General features: G+C 66.9%; 21 protein-coding genes and 1 pseudogene. 3 read left to right on the forward strand and 19 right to left on the reverse strand.

Going from position 1 to position 21,840, the window contains the following annotated elements:
* Nucleotides 1–240: 240 nt before the first annotated feature.
* Nucleotides 241–1,143, reverse strand: a complete 903-nt coding sequence (locus NON00_RS04435; RefSeq protein WP_256017879.1) for a LysR family transcriptional regulator — start codon at nt 1,141–1,143, stop codon at nt 241–243.
* Nucleotides 1,144–1,233: 90 nt separating this feature from the next.
* Here NON00_RS04435 and NON00_RS04440 point away from each other — a divergent pair, with 90 nt between their 5' ends.
* From NON00_RS04440 to NON00_RS04450, 3 genes are all read left to right on the forward strand, one after another.
* Nucleotides 1,234–1,683 carry an organic hydroperoxide resistance protein gene (locus tag NON00_RS04440; RefSeq protein WP_256017880.1) on the forward strand — a complete coding sequence of 150 codons (450 nt, stop codon included), beginning with the start codon at nt 1,234–1,236 and terminating at the stop codon, nt 1,681–1,683.
* Between the two features lie 11 nt (nt 1,684–1,694).
* The gene (locus NON00_RS04445; RefSeq protein WP_256017881.1) at nt 1,695–3,113 is read left to right on the forward strand and encodes a coniferyl aldehyde dehydrogenase; all 1,419 of its coding nucleotides are present in this window, start codon (nt 1,695–1,697) and stop codon (nt 3,111–3,113) included.
* Between the two features lie 61 nt (nt 3,114–3,174).
* Nucleotides 3,175–3,852, forward strand: coding sequence for a type 1 glutamine amidotransferase domain-containing protein (locus NON00_RS04450; protein WP_256017882.1), 678 nt, complete (start codon nt 3,175–3,177; stop codon nt 3,850–3,852).
* 368 nt (nt 3,853–4,220) lie between these two features.
* Here NON00_RS04450 and NON00_RS04460 read toward each other — a convergent pair whose 3' ends face one another.
* The 18 genes and pseudogenes from NON00_RS04460 to NON00_RS04545 all read right to left on the reverse strand — a co-directional run bounded on the left by NON00_RS04460 (nt 4,221) and on the right by NON00_RS04545 (nt 21,756).
* Nucleotides 4,221–4,685, reverse strand: a complete 465-nt coding sequence (locus NON00_RS04460; RefSeq protein ID WP_370688669.1) for a UPF0149 family protein — start codon at nt 4,683–4,685, stop codon at nt 4,221–4,223.
* 30 nt (nt 4,686–4,715) lie between these two features.
* Nucleotides 4,716–5,915: an IS66 family transposase gene (gene tnpC / locus NON00_RS04465; protein ID WP_370688667.1), complete on the reverse strand. Its 1,200-nt coding sequence runs from the start codon at nt 5,913–5,915 to the stop codon at nt 4,716–4,718.
* A gap of 2 nt (nt 5,916–5,917) precedes the next feature.
* Nucleotides 5,918–7,138, reverse strand: coding sequence for an IS256 family transposase (locus NON00_RS04470; protein ID WP_256017884.1), 1,221 nt, complete (start codon nt 7,136–7,138; stop codon nt 5,918–5,920).
* A 75-nt stretch (nt 7,139–7,213) separates the two neighbouring features.
* Nucleotides 7,214–7,348: pseudogene (locus NON00_RS04475) on the reverse strand (IS256 family transposase); the annotation flags it as partial.
* A 173-nt stretch (nt 7,349–7,521) separates the two neighbouring features.
* Entirely contained in the window at nt 7,522–7,695 is a 174-nt protein-coding gene (locus NON00_RS24880) for an ADP-ribosylglycohydrolase family protein (RefSeq protein WP_370688668.1), read from the reverse strand.
* 51 nt (nt 7,696–7,746) lie between these two features.
* Nucleotides 7,747–7,890: a hypothetical protein gene (locus NON00_RS04485; RefSeq protein ID WP_256017886.1), complete on the reverse strand. Its 144-nt coding sequence runs from the start codon at nt 7,888–7,890 to the stop codon at nt 7,747–7,749.
* 37 nt (nt 7,891–7,927) lie between these two features.
* Nucleotides 7,928–9,010: a pyrimidine utilization protein A gene (gene rutA / locus NON00_RS04490; RefSeq protein WP_256017887.1), complete on the reverse strand. Its 1,083-nt coding sequence runs from the start codon at nt 9,008–9,010 to the stop codon at nt 7,928–7,930.
* A gap of 29 nt (nt 9,011–9,039) precedes the next feature.
* Nucleotides 9,040–9,783, reverse strand: coding sequence for an arylmalonate decarboxylase (locus tag NON00_RS04495; RefSeq protein WP_256017888.1), 744 nt, complete (start codon nt 9,781–9,783; stop codon nt 9,040–9,042).
* On the reverse strand, nt 9,780–10,613 hold the full coding sequence (locus NON00_RS04500; protein ID WP_256017889.1) for an ATP-binding cassette domain-containing protein: 834 nt from the start codon (nt 10,611–10,613) through the stop codon (nt 9,780–9,782). Before NON00_RS04500 ends, NON00_RS04495 begins: the two co-directional genes overlap by 4 nt.
* On the reverse strand, nt 10,610–11,569 hold the full coding sequence (locus NON00_RS04505; RefSeq protein WP_256017890.1) for an ABC transporter ATP-binding protein: 960 nt from the start codon (nt 11,567–11,569) through the stop codon (nt 10,610–10,612). The genes NON00_RS04500 and NON00_RS04505 overlap by 4 nt, the downstream gene beginning before the upstream one ends.
* Nucleotide 11,570: 1 nt before the next feature.
* Nucleotides 11,571–12,455, reverse strand: coding sequence for an ABC transporter permease (locus NON00_RS04510; protein ID WP_256017891.1), 885 nt, complete (start codon nt 12,453–12,455; stop codon nt 11,571–11,573).
* Nucleotides 12,452–13,387, reverse strand: a complete 936-nt coding sequence (locus tag NON00_RS04515) for an ABC transporter permease (protein ID WP_256017892.1) — start codon at nt 13,385–13,387, stop codon at nt 12,452–12,454. Before NON00_RS04515 ends, NON00_RS04510 begins: the two co-directional genes overlap by 4 nt.
* Nucleotides 13,387–14,928, reverse strand: a complete 1,542-nt coding sequence (locus NON00_RS04520) for an ABC transporter substrate-binding protein (RefSeq protein WP_256017893.1) — start codon at nt 14,926–14,928, stop codon at nt 13,387–13,389. The genes NON00_RS04515 and NON00_RS04520 overlap by 1 nt, the downstream gene beginning before the upstream one ends.
* Nucleotides 14,925–16,715 carry an ABC transporter ATP-binding protein gene (locus NON00_RS04525; protein ID WP_256017894.1) on the reverse strand — a complete coding sequence of 597 codons (1,791 nt, stop codon included), beginning with the start codon at nt 16,713–16,715 and terminating at the stop codon, nt 14,925–14,927. Before NON00_RS04525 ends, NON00_RS04520 begins: the two co-directional genes overlap by 4 nt.
* Nucleotides 16,705–17,607, reverse strand: a complete 903-nt coding sequence (locus tag NON00_RS04530; protein ID WP_256017895.1) for an ABC transporter permease — start codon at nt 17,605–17,607, stop codon at nt 16,705–16,707. Before NON00_RS04530 ends, NON00_RS04525 begins: the two co-directional genes overlap by 11 nt.
* Complete coding sequence (locus tag NON00_RS04535; RefSeq protein WP_256017896.1) at nt 17,604–18,626, reverse strand: ABC transporter permease; 1,023 nt, start codon at nt 18,624–18,626, stop codon at nt 17,604–17,606. Before NON00_RS04535 ends, NON00_RS04530 begins: the two co-directional genes overlap by 4 nt.
* 7 nt (nt 18,627–18,633) lie before the next feature.
* Nucleotides 18,634–20,316 (reverse strand): ABC transporter substrate-binding protein, encoded by a 1,683-nt coding sequence (locus NON00_RS04540; protein WP_256017897.1) that lies wholly within the window; start codon nt 20,314–20,316, stop codon nt 18,634–18,636.
* A 39-nt stretch (nt 20,317–20,355) separates the two neighbouring features.
* Nucleotides 20,356–21,756: an MmgE/PrpD family protein gene (locus tag NON00_RS04545; protein ID WP_256017898.1), complete on the reverse strand. Its 1,401-nt coding sequence runs from the start codon at nt 21,754–21,756 to the stop codon at nt 20,356–20,358.
* Nucleotides 21,757–21,840 lie beyond the last annotated feature (84 nt).

Raw genomic sequence — 21,840 nt, forward strand, 5'->3', positions numbered from 1 at the left:
AGGCCGAGCCAGCCCAGAGGACATCGCCCGCGCACGCCTCATTGCTGAAGCTGCCAAGGAGGTTTCACAACCGGACAAATAGGCCCTCGCGGCTACGCCCCATGTCCGGTCGAACCGGAGGCCACTCCATGTGGGTAATTGGAAGAAACGGCTGACGCTTAAGCCTTGCGCGGCTCGAGAGCCCTCTGAGCCGGTGCAACGTCATGATCGGCGCAAGGGTATGGCGAAAGCGCTAAAGTATCATCCGCGTGGCGCCATTCCGTCTCGGAGGCGCCGAAGCAGCGTCTGCCGAGCATGGGCCACGCGCGGATGCCGTAGAGCGGTCGCGAGCCAGACAAGCATGTAAGTGTTCGTCATCGCACGGCGTGGCGCGGGGATCACCTGCAAACGCCCCGCGTCGATTTCACTCCGATACAGATATTGCGGCAGAACGGACCAGCCCATGCCTCCTGCCAGCAGATTGCGCAGCACACGCAGATCCGGGCTGGTGACGGCAGGCGAGATAGCTAGATTGCCAAGATTATTCCCTGCCAGCCATGTATCGATCAAAGGGCGATCCAGGCTATAGGCGAGCATAGGTTCGGAACTCAGACCATTACCCAGGTCAGCCGCGGCCATGATCCGTGCCACCACCGCAGGCGCTGCCAGGGCATGTACCGGTTCTTCCCGGATCACCTCCGTGCGCAGACGCCTATCGGTAATAGGGTAGGCTGAAATCCCAATATCGAAATGCCCCTCAATCAGCATCTGCTGCACCAGATCACGATTGGCCGGTTGCAGGCGCACACGAATCCCTGCCTCTACCAGCGCAGGCAGGTGCAGCGTCATCACCTCAGCGATGAAATCGGCATGACCGATGATGCGGATGGCGCCCGATAATTCCGAAGACCGCGCGCGTGCCTTGGCCAGCGCTTCCTCAGCAAGATCAAGATGCTCGCCCAGGTCGGCCGCCAACTCATCGGCGGCCTGGGTAGGGGCCACCCCGCGCGCCTCGCGCTCAAACAGGGGGCGCCCCAGCGCCATTTCCAGCCCGGCAATGTGCTGGGAAACGTTGGATTGCGTCAAATTCAGGCTGCGCGCGGCGCTGGACAGCGATCGCAGCCGATAGACTTCGACAAAGGATCTGAGGCGGACCAGAGACATGACTCCAACCCATCAGATTTTTGATGGCAGAAAGCAAGCGCTTTGTGAGTCAAACACGGCCGAACCTCCTAAAAGAAACGCAGAGAGTTGATGCCGCGCTTCAAGGAATGTTCTCCCATGTTGGCCAAAACCATCTACACCACCGCAGCCACCGCCACAGGCGGTCGTGATGGCCGCGCCCGCACCGCCGATGGGACGCTCAACATCTGGCTGGACATGCCCGCCGAACTGGGCGGCAAGGGCCATGGCAATAACCCTGAGCAGCTTTTCGCCGCGGGTTATTCAGCCTGCTTCCTCTCAGCGATGAAGACGGTTGCGGCCGCGCAGAAGATCGCGGTTCCTGCAACAACGACCGTGACCGCCACCGTGGGGATCGGCCCGCGCGCCGCCGGTGGCTTTGGCCTCTCGGTGGCGCTGAGCGTGGAAATTCCGGGCCTGGACCGCACCCAGGCCCAGGCGCTGATCGAGGCTGCACACGCGGTTTGCCCCTATTCCAACGCCCTGCGCAGCAATGTCGATGTGGTCCTGACACTGGCCTGAAAGGTCGTACAATGACAAACGCCAGCACCGAATTGTTGGGCATCCTCAATGCCATCAAGCGCGCCCACCTGGCCGCCGGCCCGGCCAGCGCGGCCTTGCGCCGCGACCGGCTGGAACGCGCCGCGCGCCTGATCATTGATCATCGCCACGCCCTGGAAAAGGCAATCAGCGCCGATTTCGGCAACCGCGCCGTGTATCATACGCTGGCTGCCGATATCGCTACCACCGCCGCGGGGCTGCGCCACAGCGCAGCACAGGTGGAACACTGGATGGCCCGAGAGATTGTTTCCGCCCCTGACGCAGAGGTGCAGGCCTGGATCGAGCCACAGCCGCTGGGCGTCGTCGGCATCGTGTCTCCATGGAATTTTCCCATCAACCTGGCCTTTGCGCCATTGGCGGGCGTCTTTGCCGCGGGGAACACGGCCCTCATCAAGCCGTCAGAGTTTACGCCGCGCACGGCGGACCTGCTCGGCGAGCTGGTGGGTGCGCATTTCGATGCCGATGAGTTGGGTGTCGTCATCGGTGGACCGGATGTGTCCAGCGCCTTCACAGCGCTGCCCTTCGACCATCTGGTCTTCACCGGCAGCACGGCGGTGGGCAAGTTCGTGATGCGGTCGGCGGCCGAGAACCTTGTTCCGGTCACGCTCGAACTGGGCGGAAAATGCCCGGTGGTGATCGAGGATGGCTTTGACATCGCCACTGCCGCAGAGCGCACGCTCACCGTCAAGACCTTCAATGCCGGGCAGATCTGCCTGTCACCCGACTATGTGATGCTGCCTGAGCATGCCGTGGCGAAGTTTGTGATGCAGGCGCGTGCCTTTGTGTCACGTATGTTTCCGACCATTCAGGACAACAGTGACTATACGTCGGTGATCGCACCGCGCCATTATGAGCGGCTGCTCGCACTGATCGCGGATGCCGAGGCCAAGGGCGCCACTGCCATCCCGCTGAACCCACCCGGCGAGCCGTTCCATCGCGCTGACACACGCAAGATCGCGCCCGTGCTGCTGGTCGGGGTGACAGAAGACATGCGCGTTATGCAGGAGGAGGTGTTTGGTCCGGTTCTCCCGATCCTCACCCTCCCTTCGGTGAAGGCCGCCATCGCCCGAATCAATGCCCATGATCGCCCGCTGGCCGCATATCTCTTCAGCGACAATCCGGCCACGCATGACGCCTTTGCCGCTAGCGTCACGTCAGGCGCACTGGTCATCAATGACATCATGTTGCATGCAAGCATCGATGCGCTACCCTTCGGCGGTGTGGGCGCCTCAGGCATGGGTGCCTATCATGGGGTACATGGTTTCCGCCGGTTCAGCCATATGCGGCCGGTCGTTGTTCAAGGCCCTTCCGGCGCCAGCGGTGCAAGGCTGCGGGCACCCTATGCCGATAAGCAGGCTGCTCTTGAAACATTGCTCGGCGGCGGCATCTGACACGATCCGTACGAGATATTACTGCAAAACCACGGATAACGGCACACAAAGGAAATAAAACATGAAAATCTTGATGGTTCTGACCAGCCATGACGAACTGGGAAACACCGGCAAGAAGACCGGCTTCTGGCTCGAGGAATTCGCCGCGCCCTATTACACCTTTCTGGATGCGGGCGCAGACATTACCGTCGCCTCGCCCAAAGGCGGCCAGCCCCCGCTCGATCCCAAGAGCGACCTGCCCGATTTCCAGACCGATTTGACCCGACGCTTCAAGGCTGATCCGGCCGCGCAGGCGGTGCTGGCCAGCACGGTGACGCTGGAGACCGTGTCGCAGGAAAATTTCGATACGGTTTTCTATCCCGGCGGCCATGGCCCGCTATGGGATCTGGCGGAAAGCGCAACCTCGATCAGTCTGATCGAAAGCTTCGAGCGAGCTGGCAAGCCTATCGGCTTTGTCTGCCATGCCCCTGGCGTGCTCAGGAAGGTGAAGGCCACCAATGGCGATCCGCTCGTCAAGGGGCGGAACGTGACCGGCTTCACCAATGGCGAGGAAGCTGCGGTGGAATTGACCGATGTGGTGCCTTTCCTGATTGAGGACGAGTTCATCGCGCAGGGCGCCCATTACAGCAAGGGCCCCGACTGGGCGCCCTACGTTGTGATCGACGGCCAACTCATTACTGGCCAGAATCCGGCCAGCAGCGAGGGTGTGGCCAAGGCTCTGATCGCCAAGCTGGCCTGAGAGCGCCCCTCGACCGATGTGCGCTCGAGTGGCGCGCATCAGAGGCAGGCCTGGAGTTGGAGTTGCCCCGCTTCCGTGGATGGGGAGCGGGTTAGGATTATTCGTTCTCGGCCATACATCTTGCTTCGAATTCAATGAACGAGAGGTCGCCCAGGGGCGAATGTTGAGGCAGGCGAATGCGCACTCGCTGACCCACCGCCGCTTGCCCAGCCTCTGGCTGCTTTCGACACCACGGCGTGCGATCCGTAACCGTCGTCTGGCCCCCACGGCGATCTTGGCTTGACGGTGCGGCGAAGGCCGGTTCAGCGCGGTGTTTGGTGGCGGCGCCAGTAGTCGCGGATGCCGCAGACGGCTTCAGGGATGTGGTGCTAGGCGCGGCCCACGTGGTCGCGGACTTCCTGCGGCCGTCCGGCAATCAGCTTCTCCACTTCCTTGGCTTCTGAGCAGGTGATGATCGGCAGCATGAGGCCGACATGGTCGTTGCGCTCGAACATGGGGCGCCAGGCGACAGGCCAGTGCTTGACCGCGAACATGAAGCCCACGGCCCAGGGTTGGGCGAGGACGGTGCCATCGTCGGTGCGCATGTAGATCGGGCGCCAGCGCTGGCCTTGGTCGATGTGGAGGTCGCGATGGACGGCGTTGCGGTGATCCAGCACGGCCTGGACGGCGGCGAGGCCCATCGGCGTGGTCGGCAGGCTTGGCCCGAAAGTCACGCGGAGCCAGGCCTCGGTGGCGATGCGCTCAGGACCAACCACAAGGGCGGCGCAGAAGCCGTTGATGGCGGAGACGGTCCAGTTCGCCGTGCGATGTCGGGCTGGCCGGCGAGCCAGGATTCGAGGTCGTCGAGGGCCAGCGCCGGGGGCTCATGCCGCGGCGGCGGTGCCGGGTTGGCGCCGGTTCCAGGGCAGCAGGGTGGTGAGCTGGGCCGAGCGGACCTCGCCGCTGACCATCCGCTCCAGCACGTCCGTCAACCAGGCCTGCGGGTTGATGCCGTTCAGGATGGCGGTGCGGATGAGCGTGGTGGCGATCGCCCAGTTGTCGCCGCCACCCTCGCTGCCCGCGAAGAGTGCGGCCTTTCTGGTCACGGCCACCGGGCGGATTTCGCGCTCCACGATGTTGGTATCGAGCTCGATCCGGCGGTTGGTCAGGAAGCGCTCCAGCCCGGCCCAGTGGCGCAGGCCGTAGCGGATGGCCTTGGCGAGCGCGCTGTCGCTACTGACAGGGTTCAGCTGCGCGCGAAGCCAGGTCTGCATGGCGGCGACGAGTGGCGCGGTGCTGGCCTGGCGGATGGCGACGCGTTGCTGCGGCGACTGGCCGCGGATTTCGTGCTCGATGGCGTCGATCTGCCCGATGCGCAGCAGGGCCTCGGCGGCGATCGGCGAGGCGGTGCCGGCATGGATCTCGAAGAAGCGCCGGCGCAGATGGGCCCAGCAGAAGGCGAGCACGACCGAGCCGTCGTTGCGCGATCTCTCCAGTGCCTTGAAGCCTGCATAGCCATCGACCTGCAGCACGCCCCGGAAGCCGGCCAGATGGGCGGCGGGCCGTATGCACTTGCGGTCCGGGGCGTAGAGATAGGCGACCGCCGGCGGCCCGGTGCCGCCGCAGGCGCGGTCGTCCACGGCGTAGGCCCAGAGCCGGCCATCCATGGTCCGTCCCAGGCCTCGCTCGAGGGTCGGCAGCGGCGTGTCGTCCACGAAGACCCTGGCGTTGCCAGTGATGTGGGCGAGGATCAGCCCGTGCAGCGGTCGTAGCCACCAACAGGACTTGGCGACCCAGTCGCACAGCGTCGAGCGGTCGAGGTTGATGCCCTGGCACGCGAGGATCGCCGCTTGGCGGTAGAGTGGCAGGCCGTCGCCGTACTTGGCCACCAGCACCTGGGCGAGCAGCGCCTCGGTCGGCAGGCCGCCGGGGATGGCGCGTGCTGGTATGGGGGCCTGGTGCACGCCCTTCTCACACCGGCGGCCAGGCCACAGGGCGGCGACCGTCGCACGGCAAGGGTCGAGGCGCATGCGTCGTATATTGGGACTGTCAGAAATTTCGTGTAGGGCGGAGCGGTTGAACATGCTCAGGCCATGGCGCGGGTGAAACGCTCGCCGAACAGCACGGCGAACTGGGCCTTGGCCATGGACCACTCCCGCGGCGGCATGGTCCACTCCTTCTCCGCCCGGTTCAAGACCAGAAAGAGGAGCTTCAGGGCAGCCTCGTCGGTGGGGAAATGCCCCCTGGCGCGGATCGCCCGGCGCAGCTTCGCGTTCAGTGCCTCGATGGCATTGGTGGTGTAGAGAAAGCGCCGGATCTCCACGCTGAAAGCATAGAAGGGCACCACCTCACTCCAGGCACGGCGCCAGCTCTGGCCAATGGCTGGATATTTCTGGCCCCAGGCTCCGGCCTCAAAGGCGGCCAGGGCCGCCTCGGCGGCCGTGGCGTCCACCGCCTGGTAGATCGCCTTCAATGCCGCGGCCACCGCCTTGCGATCCTTGCAGGCGACAAAGTCCAGGCTGTGGCGCAGGAGGTGGACGATGCAGGTCTGCACCTGTGCCTCGGGAAACACGGCCAGGATCGCCTCGGGAAAGCCCTTCAGCCCATCCACCACCGCCAGCAGCAGGTCCTCGACACCGCGGCCGCGTAACTCGTTCATCACCCTGAGCCAGAATTTCGCACCCTCATTCTGCTCCAGCCAGAGCCCCAGGATCTCCTTGCCACCATCGGCGCGAACCCCGAGTGCGATGTGCACCGCCTTGTTGCGGACCAGGCCCTCGTCCCGGATTTTCACCCGCAGCGCATCGAAGAACACCACAGGGTAGACGGGTTCCAGCGGCCGGTTCTGCCAGGCGGCGATCTCATCGAGCACCGCATCGGTGACAGCACTGATCAGGTCCGGCGAGACCTCGATGCCATAGAGCTCGCGCAAGTGGCCGACGATTTCCCGCGCGCTCATGCCGCGGGCATACATCGAGATCACCTTGTCATCGAAGCCAGGAAAACGCCGCTGGTACTTCGCGATCAACTGCGGATCAAAACTTGCCTGCCGGTCCCGCGGTATCTCCAAGGACAGCTTGCCGCTGTCGGTCACAACCGACTTCCGGCCATAGCCGTTGCGGCTGTTACCCTCGCCACCCTCTCCGGCCAGATGGTGGTCCATCTCGGCGTTCAGCGCCCGCTCGGCAAGGGCCTTCTTCAGTTCATCCAGCAGGCCGCCCTGCTCAAAGGCCGTCCTGGCATCGGCACCGGCCAGCAACTGGTCCAGGATAGCGTCCGGGATCCGCGGCTCTTTCCGTCGGGCCATAGGGGGTCTCCTTCTTCCCTACTATGCTCCGCCCTACACGAAATTTCTGACAGTCTCCGGAGCGGTTGAACACGCTCAGGCCATGGCGCGGGTGAAACGCTCGCCGAACAGCACGGCGAACTGGGCCTTGGCCATGGACCACTCCCGCAGCGGTATGGTCCACTCCTTCTCAACCTGGTTCAAGACCAGAAAGAGCGGCTTCAGCGCTGCCGTCTGCTGCAGCAGGCCCTGCCTCCCTCCCCTCACCCCACTCGCCGCTTCGTCACCTGCACCGAGAGCGTCAGCAGGGTGAAATCAAAGGTGGCAAAAGAGTGCCGTCAATGTGCAGCACGTCCATCTTACCAGCCAGGATACCTGCTCGAAGCGGCCCTGGCATCCAAAATTCAGCATACGACCGCATGAAGATCATCGGCAACGACGGTGATTTCGTCACGCAATTCCAGCCTCTCCAGCCATTGCACTGGAATTGCCTTCTCGCCGAGGAGCGCTCCGAGCAAGTTGCCGGTGATCGCCGCAGTGCTGTCACTATCACCTGAATGATTCACCGCAAGCTGCACGCCACCTTGACGGACGCTACCGACATAGACAACGCGCGTATGCGCGACCGGTCAGCCCCGCACGCAGGCGAGCGCGAGAAGCTCGACCGTCTGTCCGATGGCGGGGCCGATATTGCCACCGCCGAAATGGTCCGGGTCGGTGAAGCCGTGCACGAAGTCGATGATCAGCAGGGCGGGGGCCTGGCCGAGCCCCATGGACGTGGCGAAGCCCTGGTGGAGATGTCGGGGTCGCTCATAACACCGGCGCCGTCACATGCGCGCGGCTCTTCATCAACGGCTGGATCTTCGTGCCGAAGTCGTCCATGCCCTGGATAAAGTCGTCGAAGGTCAGCATCACGCCCTTGTTGCCGGGAATGGCTTCCATCTCGTCGAGCATGGCGGCGACGCTGGCATAGGAGCCGACGAGCGTGCCCATATTGAAGTTCACGGCCGAGACGGGGTTGGAAATCACCTTGGCGGTGCCGCTGAGGTCGGCCTTGTCATCGACCGCGGCCTGGGCTCCCATCCAGCTCAGCGCGTCGAGATCCTTGCCGGACTTGTAGAGTTCCCACTTCGCCTGTGCGGCCTCGTCGGTCTCGTCAGCGATGACCATGACGAGGATATAGGCGCCGACGTCGCGCCCGGTCTTCTGCCCGGCCTCGACCACGCGCGCGATGGCGGAGGCGCATTTGGTCGGCGTGTTCACGCCCTCGCCGAGGCAGAAGTTGTAATCGGCATAGGTGGCGCCGAAGGCGAGGCCCGCCTCGCTCTGCCCGGCGGCGACGATGGTCGGCGGCGCGCTGGGCTGGGGGCTCAGCTTGCAGTCGGTCATCTGGAAATACTCGCCCTTGAAGTCGGAACTGCCCTTCTCCCACAGATCCTTCATCACGGTGATGTATTCGGCGCTGTACTGGTAGCGCTTGGCGAAATGCTCCTTGCCCGGCCAGAGGCCCATCTGGCTGTATTCCGCCTCGGCCCAGCCAGAGACGATGTTCACGCCCGTCCGCCCCGGGGCGATGGAATCGATCGTCGAGATCATGCGCGCGACGATCGCGGGCGGCAGCGTGAGCACCGCCGTCGTCGCGATGAGGCGGATGCGCTTCGTGACCGCCGCGAGACCGGCCATCAGCGTGAAGCTTTCCAGGCAATGGTCCCAGAACTCGGACTTTCCGCCGAAGCCGCGCAGCTTGATCATCGAGAGCGCGAAATCGAGCCCGTATTCCTCGGCCTTCTGCGTGACGATGCGGTTCAGCTCGAAGCTCGGCTTGAACTGCGGCGAGGTCGTCGAAATCAACCAGCCGTTGCTGCCGATGGGTATGAAGATGCCGATATCCATTGCGGTTCTCCTCTGTATCCGATCGTGCTTCAGTGCCGGGCGAGCAGCGGGCCGAAACCCGCGACCACGTCGGTAATCCCGGCGCTGCGCAGCGCGTGCCAGTAGATCGCGGTGTTGATCGCGATCACCGGCTTGCCAAGCCAGATTTCGACCTGCGCGGCCGTCGCCGCGAAAGCGAGATTCGTGCCGACCTGCACGATGGCGTCGACGTCGTCGTCATCGACCGCACGCACGGTCTCGACGAGTGTCTGCGCCGGCACGCGCGCGATGGCAACGGGGCTTTCGCAGGAGAGGCCGCGGATGCGCGGCACGGCGATGCCGCTCTCCTCGAAGAAACGCGCGACGTTACGATCCCCGATCGGGAAATAGGGGGTGATGACGCCGATGCGCTTCACCCCGAGGGTGGCGAGTGCGGCGTGGCAGGCGTCCGCGCCCATGGTGACGGGCAGGCCTGCCTTGTCCTCGAGCCGCTTCTTGAGGTCCTGGCTCGCCGCCGCCCCATCCCAGAAGGTTTCGGCGGAAATGCCGAGCACGATATGGTCCGGCTCGCAGGAGAGCACGCTTTCCAGCGCCTCGTCCTGCGCCTCAACGATCAGCTCGATCAGCTTGCCGAAATCCTCGTCGCTCGCGAGCGGGATGTTGGGGATGCGGATGCGGCTGATGTGGTTCGTGACGCCTGCCGGGCGCATCGCGTCGAATTCCGGCTGCACCGAGGTATTGGTGGAGGGCACCAGCACGCCGAAGGTGCGGCGCCAGCCGAGGCTGTCGGTCATGGTTCTGCCTGTTCGAGGGAGGGGGAGGCGGCCCGGGGACCGCGCGGCACGGCGGCGAGCAGCCGCCGCGTATAGGGATGCTGCGGCGCGCGGAGCACCTCGCGCGGGTGCCCGCGTTCGACGATCTCGCCCGCGCTCATCACCGCGACATGCGCGCAGAGATGATGCACCAGCGCGAGATCGTGGCTGATGAAGAGCATCGTCAGGCCCAGGCTGTCGCGCAGTTCCATCAGCAGGCGCATGATCTGTGCCTGGAGCGAGACGTCGAGGGCGGAGACCGGCTCGTCGGCCACCAGGAGCCGCGGTTCCATCGCGAGCGCGCGGGCAATGGCCAGGCGCTGCTTCTGCCCGCCCGACAATTCGTGCGGATAGCGGCCGAGCAGCACCGGATCAAGCCCGACCTGGCGCATCAGCGCCGCCGCACGATCCTCCAGCGCCTCAGCCGGGGCGCCGGCGAGGGCGAGCGCCTCGCCCAGCAGCCGCCGCGCGGCCTTGCGCGGGTTGAGCGAGCCGCCGGCATCCTGGAAGACCATCTGCATCCGCCGCCGCTCGCGCTTCAGCGCCGCGCCGTGCAGCGCGGTCAGGTCGGTGCCGTCGAGCAGCACGCGCCCGCTCGTGGGTTCCTCCAGCCGCAGCATCAGCCGTGCGAGCGTCGACTTGCCGCAGCCGCTTTCGCCGACGAGCCCCGTGATCTGCCCGCGCGGCACCTCGAGGCTCACCTCCTTCACCGCGAAGAGCGGCCGGCTTTGACCGAAGAGCCGCGCGAGCGGCCGCTTCTCCATCTCGTAGCGCCGGCTCAGGCGGTCGAGCACGAGCAGCGGCGCGTTCATGGCACCAGCCTCCAGCAGGCGGCGCGGCGGGGGCCGAAGGCGAGTTCTGGTGGTGCTTCCTCGGCGCAGCGTGGCAGGGCGAGGCCGCAGCGCGGCGCGAAGGGGCAGGCCTCGCCGAGCCGACCCGGCGTGGGGGCGGCGCCCTCGATCGGGTGCAGCGCGCCGGGCTCGTCGGCCAGCCGCGGCACGCAATCGAGCAGCGCGCGGCCATAAGGGTGCAGCGGCGCCTCGAAGAGCGGGCCGATCGGCGCCTCCTCCATCATCCGCCCGCCATAAAGCACGATCGCGCGGTCGCAGATCTCGGCCATCAGGTCGAGGTTGTGCGTGATGAAGAGCAGCGCCAGGCCGAGCTTCTGCCGCAGTTCGTGCAGCAGCTCCACGATCTGCGCCTGCACGGTCACGTCGAGCGCTGTGGTGGGCTCATCGGCGATCAAGAGCTTCGGGCGGCAGGCGATGGCCATGGCGATCAGCACGCGCTGGCGCATCCCGCCCGAGAACTGGTGCGGATAATGCCCCAGCCGCGCGGCCGGCTCGCGGATGCCGACCATCTCGAGCGCCTCGACTGCCACCGCGCGCGCCGCCCGGCCCGTGAGCCCGCGATGGGCGGCGAGCACATCCATCAACTGCGTGCCGATGGGGAAGACGGGGTTGAGTCCCGCCATCGCATCCTGGAAGACGATGGACATCGCGCCGCCCCGAAAGTGACGCAGCGTGGCCTCGGGCGCGCCGACCAGTTCCTGGCCCTCGAGCCTGATACTGCCGCGCGTCACGCGCAGCGGCTTGCGCAACAGGCTCATGACGGCGAGCGCCGTCTGGCTCTTGCCCGAGCCGCTCTCGCCGACGAGGCCGAGCGCCTGGCCGGCATCGAGGCGGAGCGTGAGGCCGCGCACGACCTCCACCATCCGGCCGCCGGCGGGAAAACCCACGTGCAGATCATCGATTTCGAGCAGCGCCATCTCAGGTCACTACCTTGCCCGCAGCCGAGACCTTGCGCGGGTCGAGCGTGTCGCGCAGCGCGTCGCCGAGCAGGTTGAAGCCGATCACGGTGAGCGAAATCGCGAGGCCAGGGAAGACGTAGGTCCACCATTCGCCCGAGAAGATGACTCGCCGCGCATCCGCCAGCATCCCGCCCCAGCTCGGGAAGGGCGGCTCGACACCGAGGCCCACGAAGGAGAGCGATGCCTCGACGACGATGCCGACGGCGACCAGCAGCGTCGCCTGCACGACGACGGGCGAGAGGCAGTTGGGCAGCACGTCGCCCAGCATGATGGAAAGTCCGCTCGCGCCCTGCAGCCGACGCGCCTGCACGTAATCCGCACGCGCCTCGAGCAGCGCGCCGCCATAGGCCACGCGCGCGAGCGGGGGCATGTAGAGCACGCCGATCAGCAGCACGATCTTCGCCTCGTTGGGAAAGGTGAGCGGCCCGAGCCGCACGGGGCCGACGCCGACGATGCCGACGATCGCGATCGCCCAGATCAGCAGCGGAATGGCAGCCAACCCGTCCATGCTGCGCATCGCTAGTTGCTCCCACAAGCCGCGCGCCATCGCCGACGTGACGCCGAGCGCCACCCCGCCGATCCCGCCGATGGAGACCGCGAGAAGGCCGACCGCGAGCGAGGGCCTGGCACCCCAGAGCAGGCGGCTCAACACGTCGCGCCCCGTGCTGTCGGTGCCGAGCCAATGCGCGGCCGAGGGGGGCGCGAGCTTGCGCGCGAGATCGACCGCGAGCGGATCGTAGGGCGCGAGCCAGGGCGCGAAGACCGCCGCGAGAGCAGCCGCCAGCACGAGAACAACCCCCGCCGCCCCAGCCGGGCGGCGCAGCAGCGTGCCGAACGCGCTCATCGCGCCACCCGCGGATCGACGAGCCGGTGCAGCGCGTCGGCGATGAGGTTCGCGAGCAGGAAGATCGCCGTGATGATCAGCACGATGTCGAGGATCATGATATAGTCACGCCGGAAGATCGCGTTGAGCAGCGCGCGCGACATGCCGGGCAGGGTGAAGACCTGCTCCACGATCAGCGCCCAGCCGAACATGTAGCCGAAGGACATGGCCGCGACGGTGATGACCGGCGGCAACGCATTGCGCAGCGTATAGACCATCAGCCGCCCCCGCCCGAGTCCCATGGCGCGGGAGACGCGCACGTGCTCGGCGAGCATCACGTCGCCCATCGCCGAGCGCGTCATGCGGCTGATGATCGCGACGTAGTAGAGCCCGAGTGCTAGGGCGGGCAGCACCATCGCGCGCAGATGTGGCCAGGCGCCCATCTCCCACGAGACGTAGCCGCCGGCGGGAAACCAGCCGAGCCCGACCGCCCCCCAGGCGATCAGCATCAACCCCAGCCAGAAACCGGGGATGGAGACGCCGATGGTCGCGAGCGCGCGGGCGAGGTGATCGACCCAGCGATCCTCGTAGAGCGCCGAGACAATGCCGAGCGGAAGCGCGACGGCGAGCGCGACGAGGAAGGCCCAGAGCACGAGTTCAAGCGTCACCGGCATGGTCTGCGCGATGGTGCGCGTGATCGCCGTGTCGTCGACGAGCGAGCGCCCGAACTCCCCACGCAGCGCCGCACCCGCCCAGGCGAGATATTGCGCGGCCACCGGCCGGTCGAGCCCACGCTCGGCGTTGAACTCGGCGATATCCTCCTCCGAGGCATCGTTGCCAAGCACGACGCGCGCGGGCGAGACGGGGTTCGCGTGGATCAGCGCAAAGAGCACGAGGCTCACCGCGACTAGCACGCCGAGCGAGCCGAACAGCCGGGCGAGCAGGGCCGCCATCAGCTCAGCGTCACGTCGCGCAATTGCATCGAGAGGCCGGAATTGGGCGCGAAACCCTTCACCTCATCGCGCCAGGCATTGGCGATTCCGACGAAGCCTAGCCAGACGTTCGGGCAGTCCTCGGCGAGGATATCCTGGATACGCTTAAGCACGGGGTCGAGCCGCGCGGCGTCGGTATAGCGGTAGCTCTCCTGGATCGCGGCATCGAGCGCGGGGTTCGTATAGCCCGATGATTTCGACATGATCTGGTTCGCGGTGTAGCAGATCTGGATGATGAAGGTCGGGTCCGCCGGCGCCATCAGCGGCATCAGGGAGGCGACCTGCGTGCCCGCGATGGCGCGCGTGAGGATCTGCGGCTGCTCCATCAGCGTGATCTTCATCTCGATGCCAACGGCGGCGAGCTGGGACTGCATCACCACCGCGCTGTCCTTCGCATCGAAGAGATAGGGGATGGAGGGGACGAGAAGTTCGAAGGAAGCCTTTTTGGAATAAAGAGATTTCGCGAGATAATCCTTCGCGCGCGCCGGGTCGTAGCCGATCGCGGCGTCGGCTGTGGCATTGTAATAGCTCGTCGCGTTCGGTGCAGGCGTCGCGGTTGGATCGAGAAGGCCGTAGAGCACGTCGCGCGCGATTGATTTTCGGTCGATCGCACAGGAGACGGCCTTGCGGAAGTTCACGTCGTCGAAGGGCGCGCGCTTCGTGTTGGTCTGCATGAACCACATGCCGCCGAGGGCGACACGACTGCCCGTCTTGATGCCATACTGCGTCTTCAACTTTTCGAAGTCGCGCGGCGGGGGCGCGCTGATGATCTGTGTCTGCCCCGTCATCAGATAAGCCAGGCGCGTCGCATCTTCCGGCACAATCTGAGCAACCACGCGGTCCCAGCCCGGCTTCCCGCGGCGCCAGTAGTTGGGGTTGCGCTTGAGCACGATCTGCGTGTCGGGCTGCCATTCGACAAAGATGCCAGGCCCCGTGCCGAGGCCCACGGGCGCGCTCTTGAACGCGTCGTCACCCACTGCCTCGCGCGAGCCCTTGGGGAAGACGGCCATGAATTTCTGCATGTATTGCAGCCAGGGCCGATAGGGCTGTTTGAGCAGGAAGGTGATGCGCGTCGGGCTCTCGATCTCGATGCGCTCGATCGGCGAGAAGAGGCTGCGGCGGATGGACTTGTTCTTCGGGTCCAGCATGTACTCGTAGGAGTACTTCACGTCTTCCGCCGAAAATTTCTGGCCGTTGTGGAAGACGACGTCGTCGCGCAGGTCGAAGGTGAAGCGGAGCGCGTCGTCAGAGATCGTGGGCATGGCGCGCGCGAGGCAGGGCACAACATTGCCTTCGAGATCGGTCTCGAGCAGGTTCTCGAACAGCGTGTTCGTGATCGCCATCGCGTCATGATTGGAGATCTGGATCGGGTCGAGCGTCGTCGGGTTGTTGGGCAGCGCCACGGTCAGCACGCGCTCGGCGGCACCCGCGAGGCGCGGGGCGGCGATGAGGCCGAGGCCGGCGGCGCCGGCCTGGAACAGGATGCGTCGGTTCAGGCTCACGTCAGGACTCCTCCGGCGATCAGGGTCGGTTCAGTGTTCATGGCCCGCGCTGCTTCGGGCGCGCAGCGCAGGGCACGGCCGTCGGGCAGGGCGATCAGGCGTTGCGGCGTCGTGCGGCAGGCCTCCTGTGCCTGCGGGCAGCGCCCGGCGAGGTAGCAGCCGCGCGGCAGATCGACCGGGCTCGGGATCTCGCCTGCGAGTGCCGCCTCGGGCGCGCGGTCGATGCGCCGGCGCGCGGGGTCGGGCGCGAGATGGGCGGCGAGCAGGGCGCGCGCGTAGGGATGGCGAGGCGCCTCGAAAATCTGCACCCGGCTGCCCTGTTCGACGATCTGGCCGAGATACATCACCGCGACGCGGTGGCTGAGCTGCTCGACGGTGTTGAGATCGTGCGAGATGAAGAGATAGGCCGTGCCTAGCTTCTCCTGCAGCCGGCGCAGCAGCCGCACGATGCCCACGCGCGCGAGCGGCGTGAGCGCCGAGGTCGGCTCGTCGAGCACGATCAGCATGGGTTCGGCCGCGATGGCGCGCGCGATGGAAAGCCGCTGCTGCGCGCCGGCGGAGAGCGAGCGCGGGTGCTGTGCGGCGGTCGTCGCCGGCAGATCGACGAGGGCGAGCAGCTCGGCGATGCGCGCCGGGTCGCGCTTCTCGAGCGCCTCGCCGAGGATCTCGGCCGCCGTCCAGCGCGGGTCGAGCGCGTCGAACGGGTCCTGGAAGACGATCTGCACGCGCTTGCGCAGGCGCCGCAATTCGGCGGGCTTGAGGGTGACGAGGTCCTGCCCCTCGAATTCGATGCTGCCGCCGCTGGGCTCGACGAGGCGCAGCAGGCAGCGCCCGACGGTCGTCTTGCCCGAGCCGCTCTCGCCCACGAGGCCGAGCGTCTCGCCCCGATGCAGCGTGAGTTCCACGCGATCGACCGCCTGGAGCACCTTGCCCGAGCCGCGCAGCGTGAAGCGCTTGGAGAGATCCTTCGCGACCAGCAGCGGCGTTTCCTGGGCCGGCGGCGCGGGCGGGGCCTCGCGGCGGAGCGAGAGCAGGGTGCGGCTATACTCGTCCGGCGGCGCGGCGAAGAAATCCCGCACCGACATCGGCGCCAGCACCCGGCCCTGCTGCATCACCGCGACGCGGTCGCAGTAATTGGCAATGATGCCGAGATCCTGCGTCATCAGCAACACGGCCGATTGCGCGGCCCGCGCGGCGCGCGCCAGCTCGTCGAGGAACTGCGCCTGGATCGTCACGTCGAGCCCGCTCGTCGGCTCGTCGGCGACGAGCAGGCGCGGCCCCGCGCCGAGTGCCATGGCGATCAGCACGCGCTGGGCCATGCCGCCGCTGATCTCGTGCGGATAGGCCTCCGCCCGGCGCGCGGGGTCGTTCAGCCCGAGGCCGCGCAGCAGCTCCACCGCGCGCTGCCAGGCGCCCTTGCGCCCGAGCGGCAGATGCGCGCGCAGCACGCCGCCGATCTGCCCGCCGACCGTGTGCAGCGGCGAGAGTGCGCCGCGCGGGTTCTGCACAATAAGCCCGATGCGGCTGCCGCGGCGCTTGCGCAGCTCGTCTTCCGGCAGGGCGAGCAGGTCCTCGCCCTCGAGCGTCACGTGGCCGCCGAGGAGCTTCCCGGGCGGGCGCGTGAGGCCCAGCAGCGCGAGGCCGAGCGTCGATTTGCCTGCACCCGAATCCCCCGTCAGGCCCAGGATTTCGCCCGGCATGACGTCGAGATCGACCGCATCGACGGCGATGGCGCCGTGAAAGCCGACGCTGAGGCCGCGGACGGAGAGCAGCGGTTCAGCGGGCATGGCGGCGCTCCAGCCCATTGCCGAAACAGGCATAGCCGAACACGGTGAGCGAGATGGCGAGGCCGGGGAAGACCGAGGTCCACCACTCGCCCTGGATGATCTGGTCGGCGCCCGCCGCGATCATCAGCCCCCATTCGGGCGCGGGCGGCCGCACCCCGGCGCCGACGAAGGAGAGCCCAGCCGTCATCAGGATGGCGAAACCGACGGTGACGGAGGCCTGGATCAGCGCCGGCGCGAGCGCGTTCGGCAACACGTGTCGCAGCGCGAGGAAGGCCTCGCCCTTGCCGAGCGCGCGCGCGGCATCGACGAAACCGCGATGGCGCTGCGTCAGCACTTCCGCGCGCGTCAGGCGCACGTAGATCGGCGTGTAGAGCAGCGCGAGCGTTAGCACGATCGTCGTGAAGCTGCGCCCGGCGAGTGTCACGAGGATCATGCCCGTGATGAAGACGGGAAACGCCTGCACCAAGTCCGACAGCCGCATCTCCAGGGCGCCGAGCCAGGGCCGCGCCGTGCCCGCGAGCAGGCCGAGCAGGCTGCCGAGCACGAGGGAGGCGAGATTGGCCCCGAGCGCGATCGCCACATCCGTGCGCGGCGCGGCGATGACGCGGGAGAAGACGTCGAGCCCTGCGGTATCCGTGCCGAACCAGTGGATCGGCTCGTGCGGCGCGCCGGTGATCACCGCATAGAGCAGCCCCGGCACCTCGGCGAGGTCGGGTGGCGGCACGGCGATGTCGTCCGTCGGCCGGCCGACGTCATAGGGCGCAATCCAGGGCCCGATGACCATCAGCACGAGCGAGAGAACGACGATCGCGCTGCCCAGCAGGAAGAGCGGGTCCCTCGCCTGGCGCGCGGTGCGAGGCGCGGTTTCGACGGAGAGGGCGGCGCCGCTCACGAGGCGAGCCTCGGGTCGAGCAGCGCGTGCACGATGTCGAGCGCGAGATAGACGAAGAGCGAGACGGCCGCGATCACCAGCACCACCGCCTGGATCGCCGGATAGTCGAAGGCGAGGACCGAGCGCACGGCGTAGCTGCCGATGCCGGGCAGGGAAAACACCGTTTCGATCAGCACCGCGCCGCCGAGGATATAGCCGTAGAGCACGCCGAGCAGCGTCAGCGCGGGCGCGAGCGCGTTCTTCAGCGCCATGCGCGCGATCCGCCCCGGCGGCAAGCCCGAGGCGCGGGCGAAGAGCACGTAATCCGAGCCTAGCACGCGCACCATGTTCTGCCGCACCATCTTAACGATCGGGCCCGAGAGCACGAAGACCTTCGTGAGCACCGGCAGCATCAGGTGATGCAGCCCGTCGCTGAAGGCGGCCATGTTGCCGGCGAGCAGGCTGTCGATGGTGATTAAGCCCGTCACCGCGGGCGGCGCGGTCGAGAGCGGGTCGAGCCGCCCGAGCGGGGCGGGGGCCCAGCCCATGATCGCGAAGAAGAAGTAGATGAACAGCAGGCCCCACCAGAATTCGGGCTGCGAGCCGGCGAAGAGGCTGTAGCCGAAGGTCGCATTGTCGGCCGCCCCGCCCGGTTTCAGCGCGCAGAGCATCCCAAGCGGCACCGAAAGGATGAAGGCTAGAACGAAGGAAATCGTGATCAGCTCGAGCGTGACCGGCAGCGCGCGCCCGATCTCCTTCGCTACCGGCTCGCCCGTCACCCACGACGTGCCGAAATCGCCCTGCAACAGGCCCGAAGCGCCGGGCAGAGCGCCAAGATAGGCGCCGAACTGCGTGAGGACAGGCCGGTCGAGGCCGAGGGCGTGCTGCGATGCGAGATAGGCCTCGCGCGAGGCGTTCTGCCCCACGAGCCGCGCCACCGGGTCGGCCGGCAGCAGGCGGATGGCGAAGAACACCACCAGCGCGAGGCCCACGAGTTGCAGAAGCGCGGTGGCGAGGCGTCGGGCGACGAAGCCGGTCATGCGCGCCTCACTGCGCCAGTTTCAGTTCGAAGAGGCGCAGCGAATTGTCCGGGTGCCAGGTCAGGCCCGAGAGGCGCTCTGAGAAGGCCCATTGCGTCCGGGTTTCGAGCAGCGGCACCCAGGCGAGCTGGCTCTGCACGAGGTTCTGGATCTGCGCGACGAGAGGGAGGCGCTTGGCCGGGTCCGGCTCGGTCTGCGCCGCCGTGAAGAGGCGGTCGAGCTCGGGGTTGGAGTAGTTGGTGATGTTGTTCACGCCGCCCGCCTGGGGCGAGACGAAATAGAGCCGCGTGGCATAGACGACGTCGGGGCCCACGGGCTTTTCCGTGTCCGAGAGCGCCATCGGCAGGTCCTTCTTGACCATGCGGCGGTCGGCGAACTGCGTCTGCGGCATCGGGTCGATCTGGAGCTGGATGCCGATGTCGCCCAGCGCCGCTTTGATGGCCGTCGCGATGGGGCCGAGATAGGATTCGCGCTCGGCGGTGAAGGCGAGGTGGAAGGCGTCGGCATATTGCTCGAGCCCCTTGCCCTCGGGGAAACCGGCCTCGGCGAGGAGCACGCGGGCGCGGACGAGGTCGCGCGGATATTGCTGCTCGGGCTTGATGAAGCCGGCGATGGAGGTGGGGAAATGCGCCTCCCATTGCCGCCCCGCCCCGGCATAGCCGATGCGGGCGAGTTGCTCGTAGGGCATCGCATAGGCGATCGCCTGGCGCAGCTTGGGGTTGTCGAAGGGCGGCGTGCGCCAGTTCAGGCCGAGCACGAGCGTCTCGTTGCCGAAAATGCCAGCAACTTTCACGCCCCGCGCGGTAGCGAGGTTCTGGAATTCGCGCGCGGCGAGGCGCTGGGTGAGCTGCGCCTGGCCCGCGCGCATGGCGAGCACGCGGTTCGCGCTCTGCGGCACGCGCTTGATCACCACGCGGTCGATATCGGGCTTGCCGCGATAATAGTCGGGGTTGGCGCGCAGGACGAATTCGTCGTCCTTCACCCAGCGTTCCAGACAATAGGGCCCGAAGCCCGCCGCGTTCACCGTATTGGCGTAGGTGTGGCTCCAGGGGTCCTGCGCGGTCGCGTGCTTCTTCATCTCCACGCTGTCGAAGGGCGCCATGGAGTAGACGGTGAGCACGGTGAGGAAGAGGTTGTTCTCGCTCGATTGCCGGATGCGGATCGTGTAGTCGTCGACTTTCTCAACAGCATCGCCGAGTTCGCGGCTTCCGCCGGTGAAGACCGAGCGGTCGAAGCCCTTGATCGAGCCGAGGCTGGCGAGGAACCAGTTGATCGGCGCCGCACCGCTGACCGACTTGCCGCGCGCGAGCGTGTAGATCACGTCATCGGCGGTGAAGGTATTCCCCGCGCAGCTCTTCACGCCCTGGCGCAGCTTGAAGGTCCAGGTCAGGCTCGCGGCGTCATAGCTCCAGCTTTCAGCGAGGCGGCCCTCGAAGCGGCTGAAATCCAGCGTGCGGATGCCGTCCTGGCTCGCGCCCGAGAGCGGGTAGTCGATCAGCGTGTCCATCATGTTGATGAACCCGGTCTGCGACGTGTTCACCGAGACGGAGGGCCCGTCGTAATCGAGTCCGGCCGGCACGTCCTCGGCGAGATAGAGCAACTGCTTACCGACGGCGAGTGTCTGCGCCATCGTTTGCATGGAAACGGACATCATCGCGGCTGTCGCCAGCCCCGTCAGCACCTTGCGCATTCTTGCCTCCTCGATCCTGCCGCCTCGCGGGCGCGTTCTTCAGTGTGTTCCCGGCCGCAGCAGCGCGGTCATCGCGCGCAGGTCGTCCAGGGTTTCGAGCGTATCGACCATCGCGATCAGCGCATCGCGCGCCGCCTCGCCCAGCGGTTCGGCCGCGAAATCCCAGCAGCGGCGGAATTTCGTCAGGTGCTGCTCACGCGTCAGGCGGCGCGACGGGCTCGCGAGCATCTGCTCGCAGCGCCAATGCCGGACTTCGCCGGTCTTCAGCCGTAATTCGAGCGAGACCGGCACCAGCGCGTTCGGGTCGCTCCCGCCGTCGGAGACCATACGGATGCGCTTGGCGATCTCATGCGTCAGCGGGTCGGTCAGCGCCGCACCGCGATAATGCGCGAGGTCGATGAAGCCGTGCTGGATCACCTTCGCGCCGACGAAAGCCATGCAGAGCTGCGCGTAGTTCGAGGTGGGGTCGGCAACGTCGGGGCGCGAGCAGAGCCGCGCGGTTACCGGCGGGCCGGTGATGGTGACGCTCTCGACCATGTCCGGCGTCAGCCCCTGCATGAGCAGCATCAGCCCCTCCACGCCGCCATGCGTGGCGCGGCCAGCGGGGTAGGGCTTGTGGCTCAACTCGGCGATCATCCAGCGCCCGCCTTTGAGCGCGGCTCGCGTTTCAGCGAGGTCCCACGTGCCTTCCTGGAGCGGAAAATAGCCGTAGGGCCCCTCGAAAGTACCGATCGTGCCGGGCATGCCGCGCGCGGCGAGGTCGCAGCTCTGCAAGCCGGCGCGGCTGTTCAGCCCGACCTGCAGCGGCAGTGCCGCGCTGCCCTCGCCATGCGGCTGCAAGGTGCCGCTCGTCTGCGCGTATTGCAGGCCGAACGCCTGCACGAGCGTGGCCCGTGAGAGGCCCATGAGCCGGCCGACGGCCGCCGTCGCGCCGAAGCCGCCGGCGGTAGCGGGGCGGAAGAAGCGCATCGGCGCACGCGAGGCGATGCCGAGCCCGGCCGAGACGTTGACGCCGACGGCGCAGGCGGTCAGCAGAGCGCGCCCCGAAATGCCGCCCTGGCGTTCGGCGAAGGCCAGCGCTGCGGGCAACAACGTCGCCATCGGGTGCAACACGGCGCCTTCATGAACGCAGTCGTATTCCTGGCAATGGACCTGGAAGGCATTGGCCATCGCGGCGATGCCCGCGGGCACCTTCGCCGCGCGGCCCCAGAGCGTGGCCTCGGCGCCCGCGCCCCAGCCCTTGCCGGCGTCGATCACCTTGTCGGCCGCGAAGGCGCTGGAGCCCGCGATGCCGACGCCGAGCGTATCGAGGATGAAGACCTTGGCCTGCGTGATCGCCTCTTCCGTCAGGTCCTCGTCGCGCGTCTCGAGCGCATGCCCGGCGAAGGCCTCGGCGAGGTTGACCGTCATCTCCAACTCAGGCGCAAGCGGATGGTCCATCGGGGCACTCCGGCCGGATCGGGCCTGAAATAATGTCCGGACAAAACCAAAACGGCTTTGAGATATCCCGTCAAGTGCCTAAAA

The organism is Roseomonas sp. GC11 (assembly GCF_024437745.1).
Lineage (GTDB): Bacteria > Pseudomonadota > Alphaproteobacteria > Acetobacterales > Acetobacteraceae > Pseudoroseomonas.

Coding starts and splice junctions, on each gene's coding strand:
- NON00_RS04470 (WP_256017884.1), bottom strand. CDS start 7,138: ATGGCCCGACGGAAAGAGCCGCGGATCCCGGACGCTATCCTGGACCAG.
- NON00_RS04450 (WP_256017882.1), top strand. CDS start 3,175: ATGAAAATCTTGATGGTTCTGACCAGCCATGACGAACTGGGAAACACC.
- NON00_RS04495 (WP_256017888.1), bottom strand. CDS start 9,783: ATGACCGACAGCCTCGGCTGGCGCCGCACCTTCGGCGTGCTGGTGCCC.
- NON00_RS04500 (WP_256017889.1), bottom strand. CDS start 10,613: ATGAACGCGCCGCTGCTCGTGCTCGACCGCCTGAGCCGGCGCTACGAG.
- NON00_RS04515 (WP_256017892.1), bottom strand. CDS start 13,387: ATGGCGGCCCTGCTCGCCCGGCTGTTCGGCTCGCTCGGCGTGCTAGTC.
- NON00_RS04510 (WP_256017891.1), bottom strand. CDS start 12,455: ATGAGCGCGTTCGGCACGCTGCTGCGCCGCCCGGCTGGGGCGGCGGGG.
- NON00_RS04445 (WP_256017881.1), top strand. CDS start 1,695: ATGACAAACGCCAGCACCGAATTGTTGGGCATCCTCAATGCCATCAAG.
- NON00_RS04535 (WP_256017896.1), bottom strand. CDS start 18,626: ATGACCGGCTTCGTCGCCCGACGCCTCGCCACCGCGCTTCTGCAACTC.
- NON00_RS04505 (WP_256017890.1), bottom strand. CDS start 11,569: ATGGCGCTGCTCGAAATCGATGATCTGCACGTGGGTTTTCCCGCCGGC.
- NON00_RS04525 (WP_256017894.1), bottom strand. CDS start 16,715: ATGCCCGCTGAACCGCTGCTCTCCGTCCGCGGCCTCAGCGTCGGCTTT.
- NON00_RS04485 (WP_256017886.1), bottom strand. CDS start 7,890: ATGGGGCTCGGCCAGGCCCCCGCCCTGCTGATCATCGACTTCGTGCAC.
- rutA (WP_256017887.1), bottom strand. CDS start 9,010: ATGGATATCGGCATCTTCATACCCATCGGCAGCAACGGCTGGTTGATT.
- tnpC (WP_370688667.1), bottom strand. CDS start 5,915: ATGTTCAACCGCTCCGCCCTACACGAAATTTCTGACAGTCCCAATATA.
- NON00_RS04440 (WP_256017880.1), top strand. CDS start 1,234: ATGCCGCGCTTCAAGGAATGTTCTCCCATGTTGGCCAAAACCATCTAC.
- NON00_RS04435 (WP_256017879.1), bottom strand. CDS start 1,143: ATGTCTCTGGTCCGCCTCAGATCCTTTGTCGAAGTCTATCGGCTGCGA.
- NON00_RS04540 (WP_256017897.1), bottom strand. CDS start 20,316: ATGCGCAAGGTGCTGACGGGGCTGGCGACAGCCGCGATGATGTCCGTT.
- NON00_RS04545 (WP_256017898.1), bottom strand. CDS start 21,756: ATGGACCATCCGCTTGCGCCTGAGTTGGAGATGACGGTCAACCTCGCC.